This is a genomic window from Xanthomonas sp. JL1 (assembly GCF_038405005.1).
Genome location: NZ_JBBYGR010000054.1, coordinates 1 through 20,592 on the forward strand (window position 1 = coordinate 1; position 20,592 = coordinate 20,592).

General features: G+C 64.8%; 23 protein-coding genes. 9 read left to right on the forward strand and 14 right to left on the reverse strand.

Translation table 11 applies throughout. The features are described 5' to 3' along the window. Positions 1-157: 157 nt before the first annotated feature. The 14 genes from WJW29_RS12755 to WJW29_RS12820 all read right to left on the reverse strand — a co-directional run bounded on the left by WJW29_RS12755 (position 158) and on the right by WJW29_RS12820 (position 11,696). Entirely contained in the window at positions 158-868 is a 711-nt protein-coding gene (locus WJW29_RS12755) for a hypothetical protein (RefSeq protein ID WP_011259573.1), read from the reverse strand. Continuing rightward, positions 862-1,353, reverse strand: coding sequence for a cytochrome c-type biogenesis protein (locus tag WJW29_RS12760; protein WP_011259572.1), 492 nt, complete (start codon positions 1,351-1,353; stop codon positions 862-864). Before WJW29_RS12760 ends, WJW29_RS12755 begins: the two co-directional genes overlap by 7 nt. Beyond that, complete coding sequence (locus WJW29_RS12765; protein WP_011259571.1) at positions 1,353-1,895, reverse strand: DsbE family thiol:disulfide interchange protein; 543 nt, start codon at positions 1,893-1,895, stop codon at positions 1,353-1,355. The genes WJW29_RS12760 and WJW29_RS12765 overlap by 1 nt, the downstream gene beginning before the upstream one ends. Beyond that, positions 1,892-3,880 (reverse strand): heme lyase CcmF/NrfE family subunit, encoded by a 1,989-nt coding sequence (locus WJW29_RS12770; RefSeq protein ID WP_011259570.1) that lies wholly within the window; start codon positions 3,878-3,880, stop codon positions 1,892-1,894. The genes WJW29_RS12765 and WJW29_RS12770 overlap by 4 nt, the downstream gene beginning before the upstream one ends. 63 nt (positions 3,881-3,943) lie before the next feature. Beyond that, positions 3,944-4,414 carry a cytochrome c maturation protein CcmE gene (ccmE, locus tag WJW29_RS12775; RefSeq protein ID WP_011259569.1) on the reverse strand — a complete coding sequence of 157 codons (471 nt, stop codon included), beginning with the start codon at positions 4,412-4,414 and terminating at the stop codon, positions 3,944-3,946. Continuing rightward, positions 4,411-4,617: a heme exporter protein CcmD gene (gene ccmD, locus WJW29_RS12780; protein ID WP_041182182.1), complete on the reverse strand. Its 207-nt coding sequence runs from the start codon at positions 4,615-4,617 to the stop codon at positions 4,411-4,413. The genes ccmE and ccmD overlap by 4 nt, the downstream gene beginning before the upstream one ends. After that, positions 4,614-5,372: a heme ABC transporter permease CcmC gene (ccmC, locus tag WJW29_RS12785; protein ID WP_011259568.1), complete on the reverse strand. Its 759-nt coding sequence runs from the start codon at positions 5,370-5,372 to the stop codon at positions 4,614-4,616. Before ccmC ends, ccmD begins: the two co-directional genes overlap by 4 nt. Positions 5,373-5,382: 10 nt before the next feature. Then, positions 5,383-6,708, reverse strand: coding sequence for a S8 family serine peptidase (locus WJW29_RS12790; protein WP_011259567.1), 1,326 nt, complete (start codon positions 6,706-6,708; stop codon positions 5,383-5,385). Further along, entirely contained in the window at positions 6,705-7,361 is a 657-nt protein-coding gene (locus WJW29_RS12795; RefSeq protein WP_012444524.1) for a zf-HC2 domain-containing protein, read from the reverse strand. Before WJW29_RS12795 ends, WJW29_RS12790 begins: the two co-directional genes overlap by 4 nt. Further along, positions 7,358-7,951: a sigma-70 family RNA polymerase sigma factor gene (locus WJW29_RS12800; protein ID WP_011259566.1), complete on the reverse strand. Its 594-nt coding sequence runs from the start codon at positions 7,949-7,951 to the stop codon at positions 7,358-7,360. Before WJW29_RS12800 ends, WJW29_RS12795 begins: the two co-directional genes overlap by 4 nt. A gap of 51 nt (positions 7,952-8,002) precedes the next feature. Continuing rightward, positions 8,003-8,791 carry a hypothetical protein gene (locus WJW29_RS12805; protein WP_041182181.1) on the reverse strand — a complete coding sequence of 263 codons (789 nt, stop codon included), beginning with the start codon at positions 8,789-8,791 and terminating at the stop codon, positions 8,003-8,005. A 442-nt stretch (positions 8,792-9,233) separates the two neighbouring features. Beyond that, positions 9,234-9,626, reverse strand: a complete 393-nt coding sequence (locus tag WJW29_RS12810; protein WP_011408918.1) for a c-type cytochrome — start codon at positions 9,624-9,626, stop codon at positions 9,234-9,236. A gap of 25 nt (positions 9,627-9,651) precedes the next feature. Then, positions 9,652-10,992, reverse strand: a complete 1,341-nt coding sequence (locus tag WJW29_RS12815; protein WP_012444527.1) for a hypothetical protein — start codon at positions 10,990-10,992, stop codon at positions 9,652-9,654. 83 nt (positions 10,993-11,075) lie between these two features. Continuing rightward, positions 11,076-11,696, reverse strand: a complete 621-nt coding sequence (locus WJW29_RS12820) for a cytochrome b/b6 domain-containing protein (RefSeq protein ID WP_011408916.1) — start codon at positions 11,694-11,696, stop codon at positions 11,076-11,078. Positions 11,697-12,000: 304 nt separating this feature from the next. On the opposite strand from WJW29_RS12820, the gene WJW29_RS12825 reads away from it, so the two are divergent. Genes WJW29_RS12825 through WJW29_RS12865 form a run of 9 tightly spaced genes read left to right on the forward strand, consistent with a single transcriptional unit; the run spans position 12,001 to position 20,312 of the window. Further along, positions 12,001-12,432, forward strand: a complete 432-nt coding sequence (locus tag WJW29_RS12825) for an FdtA/QdtA family cupin domain-containing protein (protein ID WP_011259561.1) — start codon at positions 12,001-12,003, stop codon at positions 12,430-12,432. Next, positions 12,429-13,100 carry an acetyltransferase gene (locus WJW29_RS12830; RefSeq protein ID WP_011408914.1) on the forward strand — a complete coding sequence of 224 codons (672 nt, stop codon included), beginning with the start codon at positions 12,429-12,431 and terminating at the stop codon, positions 13,098-13,100. The genes WJW29_RS12825 and WJW29_RS12830 overlap by 4 nt, the downstream gene beginning before the upstream one ends. 3 nt (positions 13,101-13,103) lie before the next feature. Continuing rightward, entirely contained in the window at positions 13,104-14,057 is a 954-nt protein-coding gene (locus WJW29_RS12835; RefSeq protein ID WP_011408913.1) for a hypothetical protein, read from the forward strand. Next, the gene (locus WJW29_RS12840; protein ID WP_011408912.1) at positions 14,044-14,976 is read left to right on the forward strand and encodes a GNAT family N-acetyltransferase; all 933 of its coding nucleotides are present in this window, start codon (positions 14,044-14,046) and stop codon (positions 14,974-14,976) included. Before WJW29_RS12835 ends, WJW29_RS12840 begins: the two co-directional genes overlap by 14 nt. Then, positions 14,964-16,088: a DegT/DnrJ/EryC1/StrS family aminotransferase gene (locus WJW29_RS12845; protein WP_011259557.1), complete on the forward strand. Its 1,125-nt coding sequence runs from the start codon at positions 14,964-14,966 to the stop codon at positions 16,086-16,088. Before WJW29_RS12840 ends, WJW29_RS12845 begins: the two co-directional genes overlap by 13 nt. After that, a complete protein-coding gene (locus WJW29_RS12850; RefSeq protein WP_011259556.1) occupies positions 16,085-17,338 on the forward strand; it encodes an O-antigen translocase in 1,254 nt (417 codons plus the stop codon). The genes WJW29_RS12845 and WJW29_RS12850 overlap by 4 nt, the downstream gene beginning before the upstream one ends. Next, the gene (locus tag WJW29_RS12855) at positions 17,335-18,285 is read left to right on the forward strand and encodes a glycosyltransferase (RefSeq protein WP_011259555.1); all 951 of its coding nucleotides are present in this window, start codon (positions 17,335-17,337) and stop codon (positions 18,283-18,285) included. The genes WJW29_RS12850 and WJW29_RS12855 overlap by 4 nt, the downstream gene beginning before the upstream one ends. Beyond that, the gene (locus WJW29_RS12860) at positions 18,282-19,415 is read left to right on the forward strand and encodes a hypothetical protein (RefSeq protein ID WP_041182463.1); all 1,134 of its coding nucleotides are present in this window, start codon (positions 18,282-18,284) and stop codon (positions 19,413-19,415) included. Before WJW29_RS12855 ends, WJW29_RS12860 begins: the two co-directional genes overlap by 4 nt. A gap of 45 nt (positions 19,416-19,460) precedes the next feature. Next, positions 19,461-20,312, forward strand: a complete 852-nt coding sequence (locus tag WJW29_RS12865) for a Wzz/FepE/Etk N-terminal domain-containing protein (protein WP_011259554.1) — start codon at positions 19,461-19,463, stop codon at positions 20,310-20,312. Positions 20,313-20,592 lie beyond the last annotated feature (280 nt).

The following is a 20,592-nucleotide window of genomic DNA, read 5'->3' on the forward strand; positions in this document are numbered from 1 at the left end:
ACATAGCTTCCGAGGCCGCATGGCAGTACACAACTTCGGGTGATCCTGGCAACCCTCGACGACCAGGGTGAGGCGCAGACCTAATGCACGCGCTGTTCAATCGGCATAACGTGGTAGCCATCTCACATTAGGCCCAGCCGCGCAGGAGCCGCCTGTGTCACCGCGCGCCACGCTCGGACTGCCGCGCACTGGACATCGATTCGGCCACCGAGATCTTGTCTGCCACCGCTTTCTGCATTGGCGAGCCGGTCTCCAGCAAGCCATGCAGATGGCGCCAATGTGCGGTGGCCGCGGCGAAGTCTTGCTGCTGAAAATCGCTGATGCCCAGTAACCACAAACCGCGCTGATTGTCCGGCTCGCGGGCGATCACGTGCTGCAATCTTGCGCGCGACGCGGCATCGATGGCGAAGTCGCTGTGCGTGGCCATATCTGCCGCCACCCAGCCGACAATGGCGGCGCTGATGTCGGGTGCGATCCTGAGCGCTTGCGCATAGGCCTCACGCGCGTCGGCGGGGCGATCGTTGTGCTCGTCCCTTTTGGCCTGCTGCATCCAGCGTTCCAGCGCTTGTTCCTGCGTGTCGTCAGCGGTGCTCGCAGCCTGTGCCTGCCCGGCAGCAGCCGCTGGTGGTGCCACTGCTTCGGCTTGCGGTGGCCGCGCTGCATACACGTGCGTGGCCATTGCCTCCGGCGCGCCCACCAGCCGGTATAAACCGGCCGTGGCCAGCGGCAGGCCGAGGAGCAGCAGGATCGGCAAGCTGTAGCGCGCGTTGCCAGTACCGGTGGGCCGGGGCAGCAGCGGCACCAACAACAGCAGCAACGCCAACGCCACCAACGCTGCGCTTGCGACATAAAAACCCATCATCACCACTCTTCCTCAGCCTGAGGCGCCACCGGTGTCCCGATGCGCGCACGTTTGCGCACGGTGTGGATCACCACGCCCGCACCACCAGCCAACATCAGCGCCGGCCCGAACCACAGCAACCAGGTGCCGCGCTTGACCGGTGGGTCGTACAGCACGAAATCCGAATAGCGCTCGACCATGTATTGCTTGATCTGCGCATCGCTCTTGCCGGCCTGCAGCTGCGCGAACACCTGATGCCGCAGGTCGCGCGCGAGGCTGGCGTTGGAATCGGCGAGGTTTTCGTTTTGGCACACCAGGCAGCGCAACTGTGCGGTCAAGCGCTGATAGCGCGCTTCGTCGCTGCGGTTTTTGAACGGTAGTGGGTCCACGGCCTGCGCCGCCAGCGAGGGGGCAAGTAGCACGCCGAGCAGCAACACCAGCAACAGACGCACACGGCGGCCTTGTGTGCGCCAGTGCCAATGCAACAGCAGTGCGTGACGCGCCGACGCCATCATGGCGTGCCCTTGGGCAGCGCGGCGATGGCCGGCAGCAACTCGTCGTCGATGGCATCCGGCGTCAGCACGCCGATGTGCTTGTAGCGGATCACGCCTTGCGCATCGATCAGGAATGTCTCTGGGGCGCCGTACACGCCGAAGTCGATGGCGGTCTGGCCGGCTTCATCGGCAATCACCACTGCATACGGGTTGCCGAGTCGCGCGAGCCAGGCGGTGGCATCGGCGGGCACGTCTTTGTAGTTGTAGCCGATCAATGGCACGCCGAGGCGGCTGGCCTGCGCCATCAACACCGGGTGCTCGTGCACGCATTCGGCGCACCAGCTGCCGAACACGTTGAGCACGTACGGCTTGCCCAGCAATTGATCGCGGCTCACGCGTTGTTCGTGCTGATCCAGCCGCGGCAACGAGAACGCCGGTGCGGGCTTGCCGATTAACGGCGAGGGCACATCGCGCGGATTGTGCTGCATCGTCCACAGGATGCCGAAGCCGAACAGCGCCGCCAGCAACAGGAAGCCCAGCAAGGGCAGCAGACGATTCACCGGAGCGATTCCTGTGCGATGACGACAGCCGGATGCGCCGCAGATGTGGCCGATGTAGTGACAGTCGCCGGTGCACGAAAGCGACGTGCGCAGGCACTGACGAGACCACCCAGCATCATCAGCAGGCCGCCGGCCCAGATCCAGCGAATGAAGGGTTTGTAGTACAGCCGCAGCGTCCAGTCGTTTTCGATGTGCTGGTCGTCCAAGGGCTCGCCGAGCGCGACATACAGGTCGCGGGTGATGCCGGGATCGATCGCCGATTCGGTCTGGATCCGCTCGCTGCTGTACAGACGTTTTTGCGGATGCAATTGCGCGACCACCTGGCCGTCGCGGCTGACCTGCACGCTGCCTTGTTCGGCCTTCCAGTTCGGCCCATCCATCAGCTGCACGCCATCGAAGCGGAAGTTGTAGCCGGCAATCTGCGCGCTCGCGCCGGGCGATAGCCGCACATCGCGTTCTACCGACAGGCTTTCGGACACCAGCACACCGGCTACGAACACCGCCACGCCCGCGTGCGCGATCAGCATGCCGGCCATTTCAGCGGGAAAGCGTCGCCCGTGCGGCATCTCGCGCCAGCGTTTGACCACGTACAACGCGGTGCCCGCGGCCACCCATGCGGCGACGCCCATGCCGGCGATCGCCTTGGCCTGACCATCGGCAAACACGCTGCCGACCAGCGCGCACGCAATCGCGGCGATGCCGGCGCGCGTGCCGAGTGTCTGCAACGGTGCGGCCTCGGCTTTGCCCCAGTGCAGGTACGGACCGAACGGCAGCAACAGCAGCACCGGCAACATCAACAGCGGAAACAGCAGGCCGAAGTAGGGCGGCCCTACCGACACCTTACCCAGGCCAAAGGCATCGGCGATCAGCGGGAACAAGGTGCCCAACAGCACCATGGCCGCGGCCACGGTAAGCAACAGGTTGCCGATGAGAATGCCGGTTTCGCGCGAGGCGGCGGCGAAGGGTTTGCCGCTGGCAATTTTGGGGGCGCGCAGTGCATACAACAGCAACGAACCACCGACCACCGCGACCAGAAAAATGAGGATGTACAAGCCGCGACGCGGATCGGCAGCGAAGGCATGCACCGAGGTCAGCACGCCCGAGCGCACCAGGAAGGTGCCCAGCAACGACAGCGAGAACGCCAGGATCGACAGCAGGATGGTCCATGCGCGCAGGCTGCCGCGTTTTTCGGTCACTGCCTGGGTGTGGATCAATGCGGTACCGACCAGCCATGGCATGAAACTGGCGTTTTCCACCGGGTCCCAGAACCACCAGCCGCCCCAGCCCAGTTCCGCATAGGCCCACCAGCTACCGGCGACGATGCCGGCGGTGAGACAGGCCCAGGCGACATTGGTCCACGGTCGCGCCCAGCGTACCCAGGCCTGTTCCAGTTCGCCGCCGAGCAATGCCGCGACCGCAAATGCGAACGCCACCGAGAAGCCGACATAGCCGGTGTACAGCACCGGCGGGTGGAAGGTCATGCCCGGATCCTGCAGCACCGGATTGAGTTCGTTGCCATCCAGCGGAATCGGCGACAGCCGCGCGAATGGATTGGAGGTCAGCAGGATGAAAGCCAGAAAGCCCACCGAGATCAGTCCCAGCACCGCCAGCACGCGGGCGGCGAAGTGCTGCGGCAGATGTCGGCTGAAGGCGGCCAACAGCACCGTCCAGGTGGCCAGGATGGCGATCCACAACAGCAACGAGCCTTCGTGCGCGCCCCACACCGCGGCGAAGCGGTAGTACCAGGGCAGGGCGATGTTGGCGTTGGCGGCGACGTAGCCCACCGAAAAATCCAGCGACAACAGCGACCAGGCAAGCAAGCCGAACGCGATCCACACGAACACCGCCTGGCCCACCGCCGCAGGCCGCGCGATGTCCATCAACGCGGTGTTGCCACGCCACGCACCGATCAACGGCAACACGCTCTGGGCAAGCGATAACAATAGCGCCAGGATCAAGGCGATCTGGCCGAGTTCAGGCGTCATGGGCGAATCGCAAGGTGAAACGGAACGGAGTCATCGATGGACGTGGCACCAACCACAAGCGCATCAACGCGGCGTGGTCAGCGGTGCGGCGGTGGCGGGGATCGGTTTTCCGAGGTGGCCCTCGGCCATCGCATCCTTCAACTCCTTCGGCATGTAGGTTTCGTCGTGCTTGGCCAGTACTTCGTTGGCGACAAAGCGCCCGCCCTGCATGCGCCCGTTGGCGATGACCGATTGGTTGTCGCGGAACAGGTCCGGAAGAATGCCGGTGTACTCCACCGGGGTGGCGGCGTTCTTATCGATGACGGTGAAGCTGACTTTCAGCGAATCGGCCGCGCGCTGGATCGAGCCGGCCTTGACCATGCCGCCGAGCCGGAACTGCTGATAGCCGGCCGCTGCGCCGGCGCGTACCTGGCTGGGGGTAAACAGATAGCTCATGTTCCGCTGCAGCGCGAACACGATGAGCGTCACGGCCAGCGCGGCGGCGGCAAGGACGCCGATCACCAAGCACAGACGTTGTTTGCGCGTGGCATTCATGGCGCCTCCCGCTCCAGCACTGGGGCGGGTTGATCGCGTGCAGGCCGCGGTGCCTGCCGCTGCAGCTTGCCGCGCAGTGCGCGCGGCAAGCGGCGACGTCGCAGCCAGGGCGCTGCAAGATCGGCCAGCAGCACAAGCACGAATAATGCATAAGCGGTCCACACGTAGTGGCCGTAGCCGCCCATCGCCAGGAAGGTGCTCATGCGGTGCGCTCCGCCAACACGATGCGGCGGACCCACTCCTTGCCACTTTCAAGAGCCAGCAATTCCACACGCACGCGGCCGAACAGGCTGGCGACGTAGTAGCACTTGGTGGCCAGCATCATGGTCAGCAGTGGCCACAGCATGTCTGCGCTCATCTTGGAGGGGCCGAGCAGGCGCACGGTGGACCCTTGGTGCAGTGTGTTCCACCACACCACCGAATAATGCACGATCGGCAGATTGGCCAGGCCCACCAGCGCCAGCAACCCGGCTGCGCGCATCGCCTGACGACGGTCTTCCACGGCGTGATACAGACCCAGCACGCCCAGATACAGAAACAGCAGCAGCAACTCCGAGGTGAGCCGCGCATCCCAGGTCCACCAGGTGCCCCACATCGGCTTGCCCCACAGTGCGCCGGTGCACAGGGTGATGAAGGTAAAGGCCGCGCCGATCGGCGCCGAGGCCATGGTCACCACTTCGGCCAGCTTGATCCGCCACACCAGCGCAATGAATGCCGAAACGCCCATCGCCGCGTAGATGAAAAGACTCATCCAGGCACTGGGCACGTGGATGAAAATGATGCGATAGGCATCGTGTTGCTGATAGTCCGGCGGCGCCAGCACCAGGCCGCCGTACGCGGCCACTGCGCCGAGCAGCAACGCTAGCCCCAGCGCCCACGGGCGCACGTTGCCGGCGAGGCGATAGAACGTGGGCGGCGAACTGAGTTGGTGCAGCCACAAGGGAATCCACTTGGCCATGCCGGTGCCGTCAGTTGGAGTGTCTGGCGTGAGGCGCCAACGCCTGCACTGCGGCGCCGGCGTTGACCTGCAACTGCCCGTCGGAGACCTTGCTGGTGCGCTGCATGAGCGCGCGCAAGGCCTTGGCATCCATCGACGGTTGCAGCGACAACAGCAGCGCGGCCATGCCGCTGACATGCGCGGTGGCCATCGACGAGCCGGAGGTAAAGTCGTAACGGCCGTTCGGCTGCGTGGTCAGGATGTCCGTGCCGGGCGCGCTGAGCACGCCCGGCATGGCCGGCGTTGCGCTGCTGCTGCGCACCACCAGTACGCCGGGTACGTCGTTGGGAAACCCGTCCAGACGCTCGTTCGGCGGCATTGCCGCCACCACGATGCGGCCCTGTTGCACCAGCTGCTCCAGCATCTTGCTCAACAGCGGATCGGCCGGGCCGCCCAGGCTCAGATTGATCACGCGCGCGGAGCTGTTGTTGATCGCCGCCAGCGCCTTGGCCAGGGTGAAGGTATTGCAGCGTGCAGTGGCGCCCACGGTGGGCGCGTACCAGCACGCCTTGTAGACGCTCAACATGGCCTTGGGGGCCATGCCGACGATGCCTTGGTGATTGTTGCTGCCGGCGGCAATGATGCCGGCCACTTCGGTGCCGTGCGAGTCGGTGCTGGTCATGACTGGTTTGTCATCGACCAGATCGTGCACGTCGCGGATGCGCGCTTTCAGATCCGGGTGGTTGGTATCTACGCCGGTATCGACGACCGCGATCACCACCCCGCGCCCCTGTGTCACGGTCTGCGCGCTGGCGGCATCGGTGTCGATGAAGCCGCGTTGCATGTCAACGTACGGGTCGTTGTAGCTGGACAGCGGGGTGGTCTTTTCCGACGCGTCGGCGGAGAACACCGAGAAATCCTGCACCGGTTGCACCAGCTCCACGCCTTCGTCGTCAGCGAGTGCACTGACCAGTTCATCGCGCGACACGCCCGGCGGCGGTTGCAGCACAGCGCAATACAGACCCAGCGAAGTGATTGGCCAGGCCGAGACTTCGCGCAATTTGTAGCGTTGCTTGATGCTGTCCATGTGCGCGGCCGCCTTCTGGCCGGCGCCGTAATAGCTGGACGCATAGCCGATCAGGCTGGAGCCGGCGCGGGCTGGCGGCGCGGCGAGCGGGTTGGCCACCGCCAGCAGGATGTCGCGGCTGCTGTCGGGCATCTGCGCATCGGCCGGCGGCATGGCGGGGCCGGCACCATCGGCGACCGGCTCCTGCAGCGCTGCGGCAGCGTGTGCGTTGGCGTGCGCGCCCAGGCCGGCGAGCGCGGCGATCAGACCGATGGCGAACAGACGATTCATGGGGCCGAGACGATTTCCGCCAGCCGGATGCCCGGGGTGGCGCGTAGTTGCTGCACGGTTTGCTGCGGCTGGGCCGGCGGTTGCAGTGCAGCAGGCACCACGGTGTAGGCGCCCAGGTCGTTCGGGCCGCCGACCACCTGCAACTGCTGCGTATGCAGCAGCCGGTCCCAGTCGGCCACGGTCATCTTCGCGTCGGGTAAGACACGGATGGCGCCTTCCGGCACCGGCAACGTCGTGGCGCTGCTGAGCGTGCGGTAATCGTGCGACGGCGCGGGCGAGGCCAGCTTGAAGCCCATCACGCCCAGCCCGATGGCTTGCACCAGCGCTGCTGCAGCCAGGGCGCGCACCGTCCAGCTGCCGGAGCGGTGCGCTGCCGGCGTGCGCGCAGGTGCGGTGTGGTGCTCCGGTGCATCCAGGCGGCCGAGCAGGCGCTGCAGCCCGGCGTTTGGGTCCAGCTTGACTGCCGATGGCAACGCCAATGCCTGACGCAGGCGGTTCTGCTGGGCGAATTCGGCGCCGCACGAGGCGCATTTGGCCACGTGCGCAATCAGCCAGGTGTTTTCTTCCTCGGTGGCACTGTCCAACAGGACCGCCGGCATCAATTCCCAGGCGTGCGAGCATTCCTTGCCAGGCGCGATGAAAAACGTCTTCATTGCATGGTCTCCGTGTAAGGGGCGCCGCCGGCCAGGCCGGGCAGCACATTGCGTAATTTGACCCGGGCGTGGAACAGCCGGGCTTTGATGGTGCCGACCGGGCACTGCATGATGTCGGCCACCTCTTCGAGCTTGTGGCCGACGCCGTAGACCAGCTCGATCACCAGGCGCTGCTCCGGCGACAATCGTTCCATGCCCTTGTCCAGCCAGTCGCGCAGTTCGCGGTCGTCGTTGTCGTCGGCGCTGGGGGCGTGGTCTTCCACCACAGCGGTGTCGTCGATGGCCTCGCCATCATGCTGGCGCAGGCACTTGAGCCCGCAGCGGTAGGCGATGCCCATGATCCAGGTGGACACCTGCGAATCGCCGCGGAAGTCGCCGGCTTTCTGCCAGGCGATCCAGAAGCAATCGTTGATGGCCTCTTCGATGATGTCCGGGCGGCGGGTCAGCCGCGACAGGAACCGGCACAGGCGGCTGTGGTAGTTTTGGTACATGCTCGCCAATGCGTCGCGATCGCCCGCAGCCATGCGGCGCAACAGCATGCGGTCGGTGGCATCGCCCAGGGTGTCGGTGTCATTCATCAAGGCAGGCATGGCAGGTAACGCACGTCAGTGCGCGTCGGTAGGCAAAAGGTTGCGTATGGATCAGAAGGTTCTGGAGACCGTGCCCAGCCACGGTGTTTCGCCGGGGCCGCCCTGCATGCGCGGGGTATTGCCGCTGGTCAGGATGCGCTCGGCTTTCAGCGTCCATCCGAGGCGGCTCCACTTCAGGCCCAGCTGACCGTACTGATAGCGGCCGGAGTGAGGCGCACCGTAGGCCATCGCCGGAAAGCGCGACGAGCCGGCACCGAGCGACAGGCTGACATCGTCGCTCAGCGGGACGTTGCCGGTGATGTCTAAGGCGACATTCCACGGCGACTGGTCGGCGCGCGGGAAGTTGAAGGTGGATATCGCAAACGTCACGACGTCGCGGTAAGACCAGGCCAGGCTGCCTTCCTGACGGTTGAAGGTGCGGGTGGAGCGGTCGGTCGGGTAGCCGTAGTAGAGCAGGCTCGCCTGCATCTGCCAGCGGTCGCCCAGCATCCAGGCGCGCCCGACCTGGGCGGTGACTGCCACCGGGTCGCTCCAGTCGGTCGACTGCAGCGCGACCGAGGTAGAGGCCGACCAGCCAGGGGAGGGCAGCCAGTAACCGGCCGCCTGTACGGTGACCTTGTTGGGTGCGATGGAGATGCCGCGGTCGATCAGGCTGGAGGTCACCGCCACCGCACCGCCGAAGTCATTGGCCAGGGTGCTGCCGCAGGAGCCAGATGCCAGCGTGAGGAGCAGCCATCCAAGCAGCCGGGGGTGCCTGCGTCGCGGATGCAGGCGCTCGTGCCGCTGAGCGGACGCGACTGGCGGTATCTCGGAATGTTCGTGCCGTACGTCAATACCCATTAGTGCGCCCACGGGAAACACCCACGGGCGCAATGGCGTCGCGGTTGCAGGGGGAGCGGCTTGGAAGCTGGAACGGTCTGCAAGGGCGTGCGAACTGGGCGTGAAACGGGGGGCGCGATGGTGACCTATGACGGTGGGCGAGACCGCCACGGCTGCGGCGATTCCGTGCGTATACGCGAAGGCACAACGTCCGGCAACGCACATCCACCCTGTCCGGCCTGTGCAGGATGTCCCCAGGTCCGGACCGGACAGGCGGCCAACGGACAGGCCACCGCAGCTGGAAAAGCGCACCCGCCACAGCCACGGTGCCAGCGAAGACCGCCTTGCCGGCGCCGTGGACGGAAGACCGAAGACTGCAGCCGCAGGCAGGCCGTGTGCGCAGCGGTTCCGTCCACCATCGTCCGCCCGGCGGATGCCGACGCGCCCCGCGCGCTGATCGCCCCTACTTCAAGGTGTTGAGGTAGGTGATCAACGCGTCGAGCTCCTTCGGATCGTCCAGGCCGTCGTACTTCATCTTGGTACCTGGCAGGGCCTTGGTCGAGGAGTGCGACAAGTAGGTCTTGAGCTGGGCCGGGGTCCAGGTCCACTTGCTGTTCTTGAGCGCGTCGGAGTAACCGCTGAAATCAGCCACGGTGCCGGCAGGGCGGCCGGCCACGCCGAACAGGGACGGGCCTTTCTTGTTTTTGCCCTGTTTGGCGCTATGGCATTCGCCGCATTCGGTGAGGAAGGTGCCGGCACCGTCGGCAGCGCGTGCCGATGGCACGGGCAGTGCGCCTGCCAGCAACAGACCAGCCAGCGGGACGCACAACACGGGGAGCTTGCGTGGTGAGTTCATGTAGATCCGTACAGGTGCGGGGGAATTAGAAGGCCAGGTTGACCGACAGGGTGAAGCTGTCGAGGTCGCGCGGATTGGTGATCGGTGGGCCGCGGAATACGTTGGACGTGCTGCCGTTGAACTTGTCGAAACGGAACCAGCCAGCCGATACGCGCAGGTTGGCGATCGAGGTGTAGGTGCCTTCCTTGCCGAACGGGGTCCAGTACAGCAGGATCAAATTGCTGGTGGTGTCGGGGATGCCCACCGGCGAATAGCGCGCCGCATCGAACGAGCCGGTGTTGATCATGTGCGCGGCCAGCACGCCGTAGCTCTGCTTGAAGGCGTAGTTCATGCTGATGGTCTGATCGCGCACGCTGCCGCGGTCCAGCGCCGGCATGGTCGGGTCGGTGGGCATCAGCGGGCTGCCGTATTTGCGGCGCTCGTAGATATTGACGTAGGCCAGCGACAGCACGTGCTCACGAGTGCCGAGGAATTGGTAGGTCAGGTCGTAGCCGAAATCGGTGAGGTCGTCGCTGGGCCCGACACGCAGCGGCTGGCGGCGCGTATTGAGCGCGGTCAGGCCGACCGAGAAGAACTGGCGCTTCATGTCCTTCATATACGCAAGACGCGCATAGCCGGTGTCGCTGAGCTTGCCCGGGTCGCCGTTGACCGGCCAGCCGAGACGATCCTGCGCAGACGGCGACAGCGCGCTGTAGCTGCCCACTTCGCCATACCAATTGCGCTCGTACAAACCGTACACGCTGGCGCCGATGACGCGGTTGGACAGTGCCGAGGAGCTGAGCATGGTGGACGCCCCGCCATTGGAGGCCGGCGTCAGCGTGGAGGCGTTCGGCAACACGTGCACTGGGTCGGAAATGCCCGGGTTGTTGTTGACGCTGACGCCGATCATGGTGTCCTTGCCGGCCATCTGGAACGGCTTGCTGACGAAGCGCAGATCGACATCGTCCAGGCGCGTATCGAAGGTCGCATTGCCGCTGTTGTTGGAGCGGATCTTCGAATAGCCGCCGATGTTGTCGCTGAGGCGGCCGCCCAGATACAGATCCGCTTCGCGCAGACGCGAGGTGCTGTCGCCGCGGTTAGGGTTGTTGCGCGACCAGGTGAGCTGACCGGACACCGGAATCTTGGTGCCGTCGCCATCGGTATCGGTAAAACCGCCGAGCTTGAAGCGCATGCCGTAGGGCGTGAGCGAGGGGCCGTAGGAGCCGACGTGGCAATCCGCGCAGGACGAGCCGGTCTGGCGTGCGAACGAGGGAATCGCCTGCGCCTGCGTACTGGCCAGCAGCAATGGGCCGGACACGCACAACAAGGAGGTCAGGGAGGCGGTACGCGCGGCAGTGCGACGCGCAGTGGGCTGGGACATGGGCATGGAAAGTCCTTGTTCGACGGTGCGGGAGGCAGCGGTGCGGGAACGGGCGAGGAAACCAATGACAGACGGCGGGGGGCGGCGGTTCATGCGCGTTTGCCCGGCAACACGCGGCGCAGTAGGCCGTCGCGCAACACCAGGTGATGCCAGAGCGCGGCGCCGATGTGCAGCAGCACCAGCGCCAGCAACGCCCATGCGGCATTCAAGTGCCATGTGCCCAGGGTGTCGCCGAGGTCGCCGTCCGGCGCGACCAGCCCGGGCAAGGGGATGCCGAAGAAATACACCTGCTTGCCGTAGGCGCTGCTCAGCGACCAGCCCAGCAGCGGCAGCGCAAGCATCAATCCGTACATCGCCACATGCGTGGCGCCAGCGGCCAGACGCATCGGCAGCGACGCGGGAGGGCCTGGCGGCAGCGTGCGCAGACGCAGGCGCAACCCGATGCGCAGTGCGAACAGCAGCAGCACCAGCAGGCCGAAGTGGCGGTGGCCTTCCAGCAGCCACTGACGCAATGCGCGGCCATCCAGTTCGGCGCGCAGCAGGATCAGCGTGGCCGCCATGATCAGGCACAGCACGGTGAGCCAGTGCAGCACGCGCATCGCTTTGGGTAAGGGCAGCACACGCGCGGCTGCGGGCGCCTGTTCCACCAGTGGCACCGTGTCTTTGCCGTGGACGGGAGCGCTGGCGGGCGCCTGGGGGGATGAACGCATCTGATCTGTCTTCCGGTGGTGGTCGTTGGTTCCGGCAGCGCGCTGTGCTGCCAGGCCTGGCTCCCCACGCCGGCCGAACGGCGGCCAGGTGAACGTGCACCGATGGGTGCGGCGATGTCGGAAAAAGGTTGCGTCGCCTCTGCACATCGCTCGCACGTTTTGCATCTCGGGGCGATACGACACGTTCGATTGCGCTTGCGCGGACACCGCCTCGCAAGGGCCGCGACCGCGCGCAACCTTTCGCGCAACCCGACGCACTCAGGCATGTCGCACTACGTGCAGTCAGCGGTACGCCTCTCCGATCATGGCCATCGAATGCATCCAGTTGCACACCCACGGTGACGATCGCGGGCTGCTCATTTCGTTGGAGCAGCAGCGCAATATCCCGTTCGAGATCCGCCGCGTGTATTACCTGTTCGGCACGCGCGACGGCGTGCATCGCGGCCAGCACGCGCACCGCCAGCTCAATCAATTTGCAGTAGCCTTGCACGGCTCGGTGACGATTCTGCTCGACGAAGGCAACGGCCCCAGCGAAGTGGTGCTGGACGACCCCTCGCAAGGCCTGCTGCTCGGCCGCATGGTCTGGCGCGATCTGTACCGCTTCAGTGCCGATTGCGTGCTGATGGTGCTGGCCGACCAGTTCTACGATCCGGGCGATTACATCCTGGATTACGACCAATTCGTGAGCGAAGTGCGCAGTGGCACGCAGCCGCAAGCTTGCAGGCTGGAAGCATGAGCGCGCCCAAACAATTGGTGATCATCGGCGCTGGCGAGTTCGCACAGATCGCCTGCGAATACTTCCAGCATGACAGCCACTACACGGTGGTGGCCTTCAGCGTGGAGCGCGACTTTCTGTTGCAGCACACGCTAGCCGAGCTGCCAGTGGTGGCCTACGAAGAACTGGAGCAACGCTACCCGCCGGAGCAATACGAAGTCTTCGTTGCGATTCCGGCGACCCGACTCAATCGCCTGCGCACACGCTTTTTCCAGGATGTGGTGCAACGGGGCTATCGCTGCGCCACTTATGTGAGCTCGCGCGCGTTCGTCTGGCATAACGCGCAGATCGGTGCCAACTGTTTCATCTTCGAAGGCAATGTCATCCAGCCATTTACCCGTATTGGCGACAACTGCGTCTTGTGGAGCGGCAACCATATCGGTCACCGCACGGCGGTGCGGGACCATGTGTTCATCGCCTCGCATGCGGTGATTTCCGGCTATTGCGAGATCGGGCAGGGCAGCTTTATCGGCGTCAACGCCACGCTCAGCGACAAGGTGCACATTGCCGCAAACAATATCATCGGTGCTGGCGCGCTGGTGACCCGACATACCGAAGCCGAGCGCGTCTACGTTGGCTCGCCGGCGCGCGCGGTGGCGGGTAGATCCAGCTTCGACGTGGAGCTCTGACCCGTGTTTGCCTGGAACAAGCGCGGGCTGGTGTTCGACGTCGCACGTGATGGGGTTGGCGGCTGGATGCATCACGCCGCACTGACGCCCACCCCGCACCGGCTCTCTGCGCAGGTGCTGCGGGTGTATGCCGGCTTTCGCGATGCGCAGGGCGTGAGCCGGATTGGTTATGTGGATGTACGCGCCGATGCACCGACGCAGATCGTTGGCGTCAGCAGGCAGCCGGTGCTCGACATCGGCCGCGATGGATGCTTCGACGATAACGGCATGATTCTGGGCGACGTGGTGGCCGGGCCGGACGGGCTGTACATGTTCTATGTGGGTTTCCAGTGCGTGGCCAAGGCCAAGTTTCTCGCCTTCACTGGTCTGGCGGTGTCCAGCGACCGTGGAGAGAGCTTTCAGCGTCGGCAGGAAACGCCATTGCTGGATCGCGCGCCTGGGCGCAGCACGATTGCCGCGGTGCATTCGGCGCGCTACGAAGACGGCCACTGGCGGCTGTGGTACGCGGTGGGCGACGACTGGGAAACGATCGGTGGCCAGCCGTATCCGCGGTACCACATCCGCTACGCACAGACCGACGACCTGCGTTGCATCCCCATCCATGATGCGATGTGTCTGCGTCCGCAGGGCAACGAGTACCGCATTGGGCGTCCGCGTGTGTACCGGCTCGGTAAGTGCTATTTGATGTATTTCACCCGTGGCGACATTCATGGCGGCTACGTCCCCGGCATCGCCTTCAGCGACGATGGCGTGCGTTGGGAGCGCGACGATAGCCAGTTAGGGCTTGCGCTATCCGATGACGGCTGGGATGCGCAGACACTGTGCTACCCGGCCCTGATTCAACACGGCGAGCGCGTATTGATGTTTTACAACGGCAATGCGATGGGGCATGCCGGCTTTGGCTTGGCCGACGCGGCGTTGCCGGTGGAGTTGCAGGGCTGCCATGCTTTCGGTTAGGCCATACGCGCCAGGCGATGCGCCCGCGTGGGACGCGCTGGTGGCGTCCTCGCGCAATGGCAATTTGCTGCATCGGCGCGGCTACATGGACTATCACGCAGCGCGTTTTGTGGATGCGTCCTTGCTCGTCGAACGTGGGGGCGAGGTGGTGGCGGTGTTCCCGGCCAATCTCCAGGGCGATTGCGTCAGCAGCCATGCCGGGCTGACGTATGCCGGGCTGTTGTCGTCGATGGCGCTGCGTGCCGGTGCGACTTTGCAGGTGTTCGAACAGATTGCCACGCACTACCGTGCGCTTGGCGTGCGCGAGCTTGTTTATAAGCCGGTGCCGCATATCTTTCATGCGTATCCGGCCGAAGAAGAGTTATACGCGCTGCATCGGGTGGGCGCGCCGCTTTATCGGCGCGATCTGTCGTCGGCGATTGCGTTACGCGGGCCGCTTGCCTTCAGTGCCGAGCGGCGGCGTTCCATCGCCAGGGCGCGCAAGGCCGGGATACAGATCCAGCGCGGAACCCAGCTCGACGGGTTTCATGCCCTGCTGACCCAGGTGTTGCAGCGGCATGGTGTAGCGCCGACGCATCGGCTGGATGAGCTGCAACTGCTGCAAGGCCGTTTTGCGCAGCAGATTGTGTTGCATGAAGCGCGCGCTGATGGGCAATTGGTGGCAGCGGCGTTGGTGTTCGATTTCGGGCGCAGCGTGCACACCCAATATCTGGCGGTGTCCGAGCAAGGTCGCCAGCTGGATGCGCTGAGTCTGCTGCTGGCCGACCTGATTACCGATGTGTATGCGCAGCGCGACTACTTCAGCTTCGGCATCTCGACCGAGCAGGGCGGACAGGTGCTGAACGAAGGTCTGGTGGAACAAAAGGAACGCTTCGGTGCGCGCGCCGTGGTGCAGGATTTCTATCGATGGATGTTGTAATGGATGTGCCTTTCCTGGATGTGCGCGCCGTCAATGCGCGCTATGCGGATGAACTCAAAGCCGCTGCGGCGCGGGTGATCGATTCCGGCTGGTATGTGCTCGGCCAAGAGCTCGCCGCGTTCGAAGACGAATTCGCCGGTTATTGTGGTACCACGCATGCAGTGGGCGTGGGCAATGGACTGGATGCGTTGGCGTTGATTCTGCGCGGCTACCGCGAGTTGGGCGTCTTGCGCGAAGGCGACGAGATCATCGTGCCGGCCAATACCTTCATCGCGACGTTTCTGGCGATCAGCCAGAACCATCTGGTGCTGGTGCCGGTGGAGCCGGACCCGCTCACCTTCAACCTGGACCCGGTCAGGGTGGAGAAGGCCATCGGGCCACGCACGCGCGCCATCATGGCGGTGCACCTGTATGGGCAGCTGGCCGATATGCAGGCCCTGCAGACACTGGCCCACCGCTACGGCCTGCTGCTGATCGAAGATGCCGCGCAAGCGCACGGCGCCAGTGCGCAGGGGCGACGCGCCGGCGCTTTCGGCGATGCAGCGGCATTTAGTTTTTTCCCGACCAAGAACCTCGGCGCGCTGGGCGATGGTGGCGCGGTCACGACCTCGGATGCCGGCCTGGCCGAGCGGATTCGCGCGCTGCGTAACTATGGCTCGGAAGTGAAGTATCACCACCTCTGCAAGGGCGTGAATTCGCGTCTGGATGAAATGCAGGCTGCATTTCTGCGCGTCAAGCTGGGCTATCTCGAAGAAGAGATCGCGTTGCGGCGAGCGGTGGCGCAGCGCTATCTGCAAGCCATCGACCACCCATTGATCGTGCTGCCCACGTTGGTGGCCGAGCAGCAACACGTCTGGCATCTGTTCGTGGTGCGCAGCCCACAACGTGATGCATTGCAGCAACATCTGTTGCAACAGGGCATCCATACGCAGATTCATTACCCTGTGCCACCGCACCGACAGCCGGCGTACGCCACCTTGGGCCAGGCGTGCCTGCCGCTGAGCGATCGCTTGCATCAGGAGGTACTGAGCCTGCCGATGGGGCCGGCGCTCGATGATGCAGCGGTTGCGCAGGTGATCGCCGCCTGCCAGTCGTTCGGCAGCGGCGCATGAATGTCGTGCGCAGCAGCGCCTACACCGGCGTTGCAACGCTGGCGAAGCTGCTGGCGGCATTGGTCGTGGTCAAGCTGGTCGCCGTCTATGCCGGGCCGCAAGGCGTGGGCCGGCTTGGCCAGTTTCTCAACCTGATGTCGGTGTTGGCGGTACTGGCCGGTGGTGGCATCAGTGCCGGCATCGTCAAGTATGTGGCGCAGTACCGCGACGACGCACCCGCGTTGGCGCGCTTGCTGAGTGCGGCGCTCTGGTATGCGTTCTGCGCAGCCTGCGCGATGGCACTGCTGGCGATGGCGTTCAGTGGAGCCATTGCTGAGCGCCTGCTGGGCGATGCGAGCTACCGCCCGCTGATGTGTGTACTGGCGATCGCGCAGCTGGGTATCGCGTTGCTCAACTACATGCTGGCGGTGATCAACGGCTTCATGGATGTGCGGCGGCTCGCCTTCGTGCAAGTGTCTGGCGCCGTGCTGAGCGTTGCACTGGTGGCGTGGCTCTCCGGCCGGGCGCAGTTGCATGGGGCCTTGCTGGCGCTGGTCCTGAGCCAGGTGCTGTGGCTGCTGGCGGCCGTCCCGGCGCTGCGGCGTAGCTCCTATTTTCAGCCGGCGATGTGGCGGATGCGCTTCGATGCGGAGATGACCCGTCAGCTGGCTGCTTTTTCGGTGATGACGCTCACCTCCACGCTGGTGCCGCAGCTGGTGGCCATCCTGGTGCGTGATCATCTGGCGCTGCAATTCGGCTGGGAGCAAGTCGGTTACTGGCAGGCGGTGAGCCGGGTCTCGGATGCCTATCTGCTGTTCTTCACCACCGCCATCAATGTGTATTACTTACCCAAGTTGGCCTCGCTGCGCGGCGCTGTCGCCTTGGGCCAGGAACTGCGTGGCGCATATCGCTATGTCATGCCGGCGGTGATCGTGATGGCGCTGGGCGTCTATGTCTGCCGCGATTGGGTGACCTTGCTGCTGTTCGATGCGCAATTTGCAGCGGCAGCGCCGCTGTACGGCCCGCAGCTGCTGGGCGACGTGGTCAAAATCGCCGCGTTCGTGCTGTCGTACGTGATGCTGGCCAAGGCGATGACGCGGCTATTGGTGATCTCCGAATGCATCTTCGCGGCGAGCTATCTGGCGCTGGTGTACCTGTTCACTGCGCAGTTCGGCTTGATCGGTGCGATGTACGCCTTCGCAGCCAACTACGTGCTGTATCTGCTGTTCAACATCGTTGTGGTGCGGCGCTATCTGAGGCGCACGGCATGAACGATCAAACGCCCGCATCGGCACGTGCACGCTGGCCGCGGGTGTCGGTGCTGATTCCTGCGTTCAACCATGAGCGTTTCGTGCAGCGTTGCCTGGACAGCGTCCTGGAGGATCCGTATCCATGCAAGGAGATCGTCATCATCGACGACGGCTCCAGCGATGCCACCGGCGAAAGGATCAGCCAGTGGATCAGCGACCATGGGCATCGGCTACCGGTGCACTTCGTGCAACGCGAAAATCGTGGTGTGGCCGCCACGCTCAACGAACTGGCCTTACGTGCGCGGGGAGAGTACCTGCGGCTTGGCGCAAGCGACGATTACCTGCTGCCAGGCGGGCTGGATGCGCAGGTGCGTTACCTAGGTGCGCATCCGCAAAAACTCGCGGTGATTGGCGATGCATGGGTGGTCGATGCGCATGGGCAACTGCTGCATGGCAGCGCCATGCGCGATCTGCACGGGGTGGATACGGATCTGTATGGCGCCGAGTCCGGCATCCGCCGCGCGGTGATAAGGCACTGGGCGGTCAGCGGTGCAGTGGCGCTGCTACGGCGTAGCGCATTCGATGCATGCACCGGCTGGGACGAGTCGCTGCGCATCGAAGACTGGGATTTCTTTCTGCGCCTGGCCGCACGCGATGCGCTGGGCTTTGTCGATCTGCCGGTGTGCGCGTATCGCCTGCATGGCAAGAACCTCAGCAAGACCGTGCATGTGCCGGCACGCATCGCCAACTTGCGCGAGTCGCGGCAGGTGGCGCTGCGTTGCGCGCCATTGTTCGACGAACCTGATCGCACGCTGCTGCGTGCGCAGGCGCACTACATCGCAGCCAAGGTGGCGTTTCTACGGCGCCGGCCGCATCAGGTAGCCGCGCATTTGCTTGCCTATGCGTGGTTATCGCTGCCTGCGCGATGGCGGCCAAGGCGCGCCGCGTGCGCGGCGGAGCCTGCATGAGCGCGCTGTTGCGTCGTCCGGCGACCTATCTGGCATTGCCGATGCTGCTCAGCTGTGCGGTGACGTGGCTGACCTATGCGCTACCCGACGGCTACCTGGAAGGCATCGTGCTGCTGGCGCTTGCGGCAGCGGCCACCTGCGCGCTCGATGCGGTAGTGCGTACATGGGTGCCGTCGGTCGAGCGCTTTCGCCACTACCGTTACGCCGGTACCCGCGATGCATTTCTGGCGATGGCACTGGCCGCGGCGGTGACGATGTTCTGCATCGCCGATGTGGTGCTGTTTCCGATTCCCTTGTTCAGCGATCCAGCGTCGTACGCCACCTTGAGCCCCTTGCGTGCGCATGTGCGGCATATCTCCAATATGTGCTGGATCCTGCCACCGATCGCCCTGCTGTGCGTGCGCCATCGCGGGCTGCGTGCGGCGATGGTGACATTGGGCTTTGTGTTCCCCATCGTGGTGATCGACCGTAACCGCATCTTCGCCGGCCTGTTTTCGTTCGTGCTGGTGACGTTGTTGCGCCGCGACCCGGCGCGCCGCTTGCCGTGGAAGACCCTCGGTCTGTTGGTGTGTGCCGGTGCCGGGGTGTTCTCCATCCTTGGCGCGTTGCGATCCGGTTCCCTGGCGACGGTGGCATTGCCGTTCAGTGCGTTCTATCGCGCCATGCCGCAGGGCGTGCAATGGCTGCTGCTCTACATCAGCGCCGGGCCGTACAACTTCGGCGCGATATTGGCCAAGGGTTACGTCAATGCCAGTTTCCTGGTTAATCAGTTGGTGCCGTTCAGCGGCTCGATTGCGACAGCCGGCACCGGGATTCCGCTGGATGCGCCCAACATCAATGTGGGTACCGAATTCTTTCCGTTTTTGATGGCGTGGGGCGCTCCCGGAGCGTTGCTGGCGTTGCTGGCCTTGTATGCCGGGCTGGTGTGGAGCGTGCGCCGGCTCAATGGCTCGCTGTCGATCTTCCATGTGCTGATCTTTCTGCGTATCGCCTACGCCTGCCTGATGTCGCCATTCGCGCCACAGGCGTTCACCTGGACCAACGTCGGCTTTATCGCGCTGTGCCTGGTGCTGCATGCCTGCACGGTGCTGCTGCCCAACCGCCTGTCCGCACATCCGTCCGCCGCGTAAGCGTGCAGCACTCCATTCACCGCCCCCTTTGCAGAGCCGCACCCTATGAATCAACACGACGAAATCTATCTGATCGACCTGTGGCGGATCCTGCGCCGGGAATGGCGCTGGGCAGTGGCTGCGCTGGTGCTGGTGCTGGGCCTGACGTTCGCATTCACCGAGCTGGCCAAGCCCCAATGGGAAGCGACCGCGTGGATTCAGGTTGGCGAGATCGGCCCCACACCTGCTGGCCGCGACCCCAAGGTTGAGCCGTTCCAGCGCGTGATCGACCGGATGAAAACGCGGCTGTTCCAGGATGCGGTGTTGCGCCAGGCGCGGGTGCCGCTCAATAGCCGGGCTGCGCAGTTGTATCGCGGCAGCCTGAAGCCGGACCCGGACCCATACGCCAACCTGATCGGTGTCACCATCCGCGCCGAGTCGGCACGGCGGGCGCGCGCCTTGGCCATGGCCACGGTCACCCAACTGCGGATGCTGCATGGCGACACAAATACGGTTGCGCTCGATCTCGCGCGTGCCCGCCTGCAAGGTTTGAGCGACGATCTGCGCGCGGCCACCGCCACCCGCGCGCAGTTGCAGAAGCAGTTGCAAGCCGGGCAGGGTCGTTCCGCTGCCACGCCTGCGCAGGTGCTGGCCGGTGTGCTGTTGACCGACAGCAACACCACCATCCGCGCGTTGAAAAGTGAGCGCGATGATCTGGTCGCACGCCTGACCGTGCGTTATACCTACCAGACATCGCTGGCGTGGCCGTTGTACGTGCCGGACCGCCAGGCGTATCCGAATGCGATCACCGCCTGGGCCGCCGGCCTGCTGGCGGGGGCAGGCTTGGGCGTGCTGGCCGCGGTGTTGCGCAATGCGGTGCGTCGTCGTACGCAAGCTGCTGTACGCGCTGGTGCGTGACGGCAGTGGTGGGCAGCGGGGGATTGCAGGGGAATGAGATGCGCAAGCAGCAGGCCCCAGCGATACGAGAGCGAACGCCAGGCCGTACGTTGCATGCTGCACGTTGAGCCAATGTAGGCGTGTCGGGTGTGATCGCCTGAGCCAGCTCGGCCACCATCCAGTGCGCTGCAACCAAACCGGCGACATCGCGCACTCACGGGTCTATCAAACGATGCCGCGTTGGTGGCGTTGCGACCGGAGAGCGTGGTGAAAACAACAGGACAAGTCTGGGAGGCTGCGC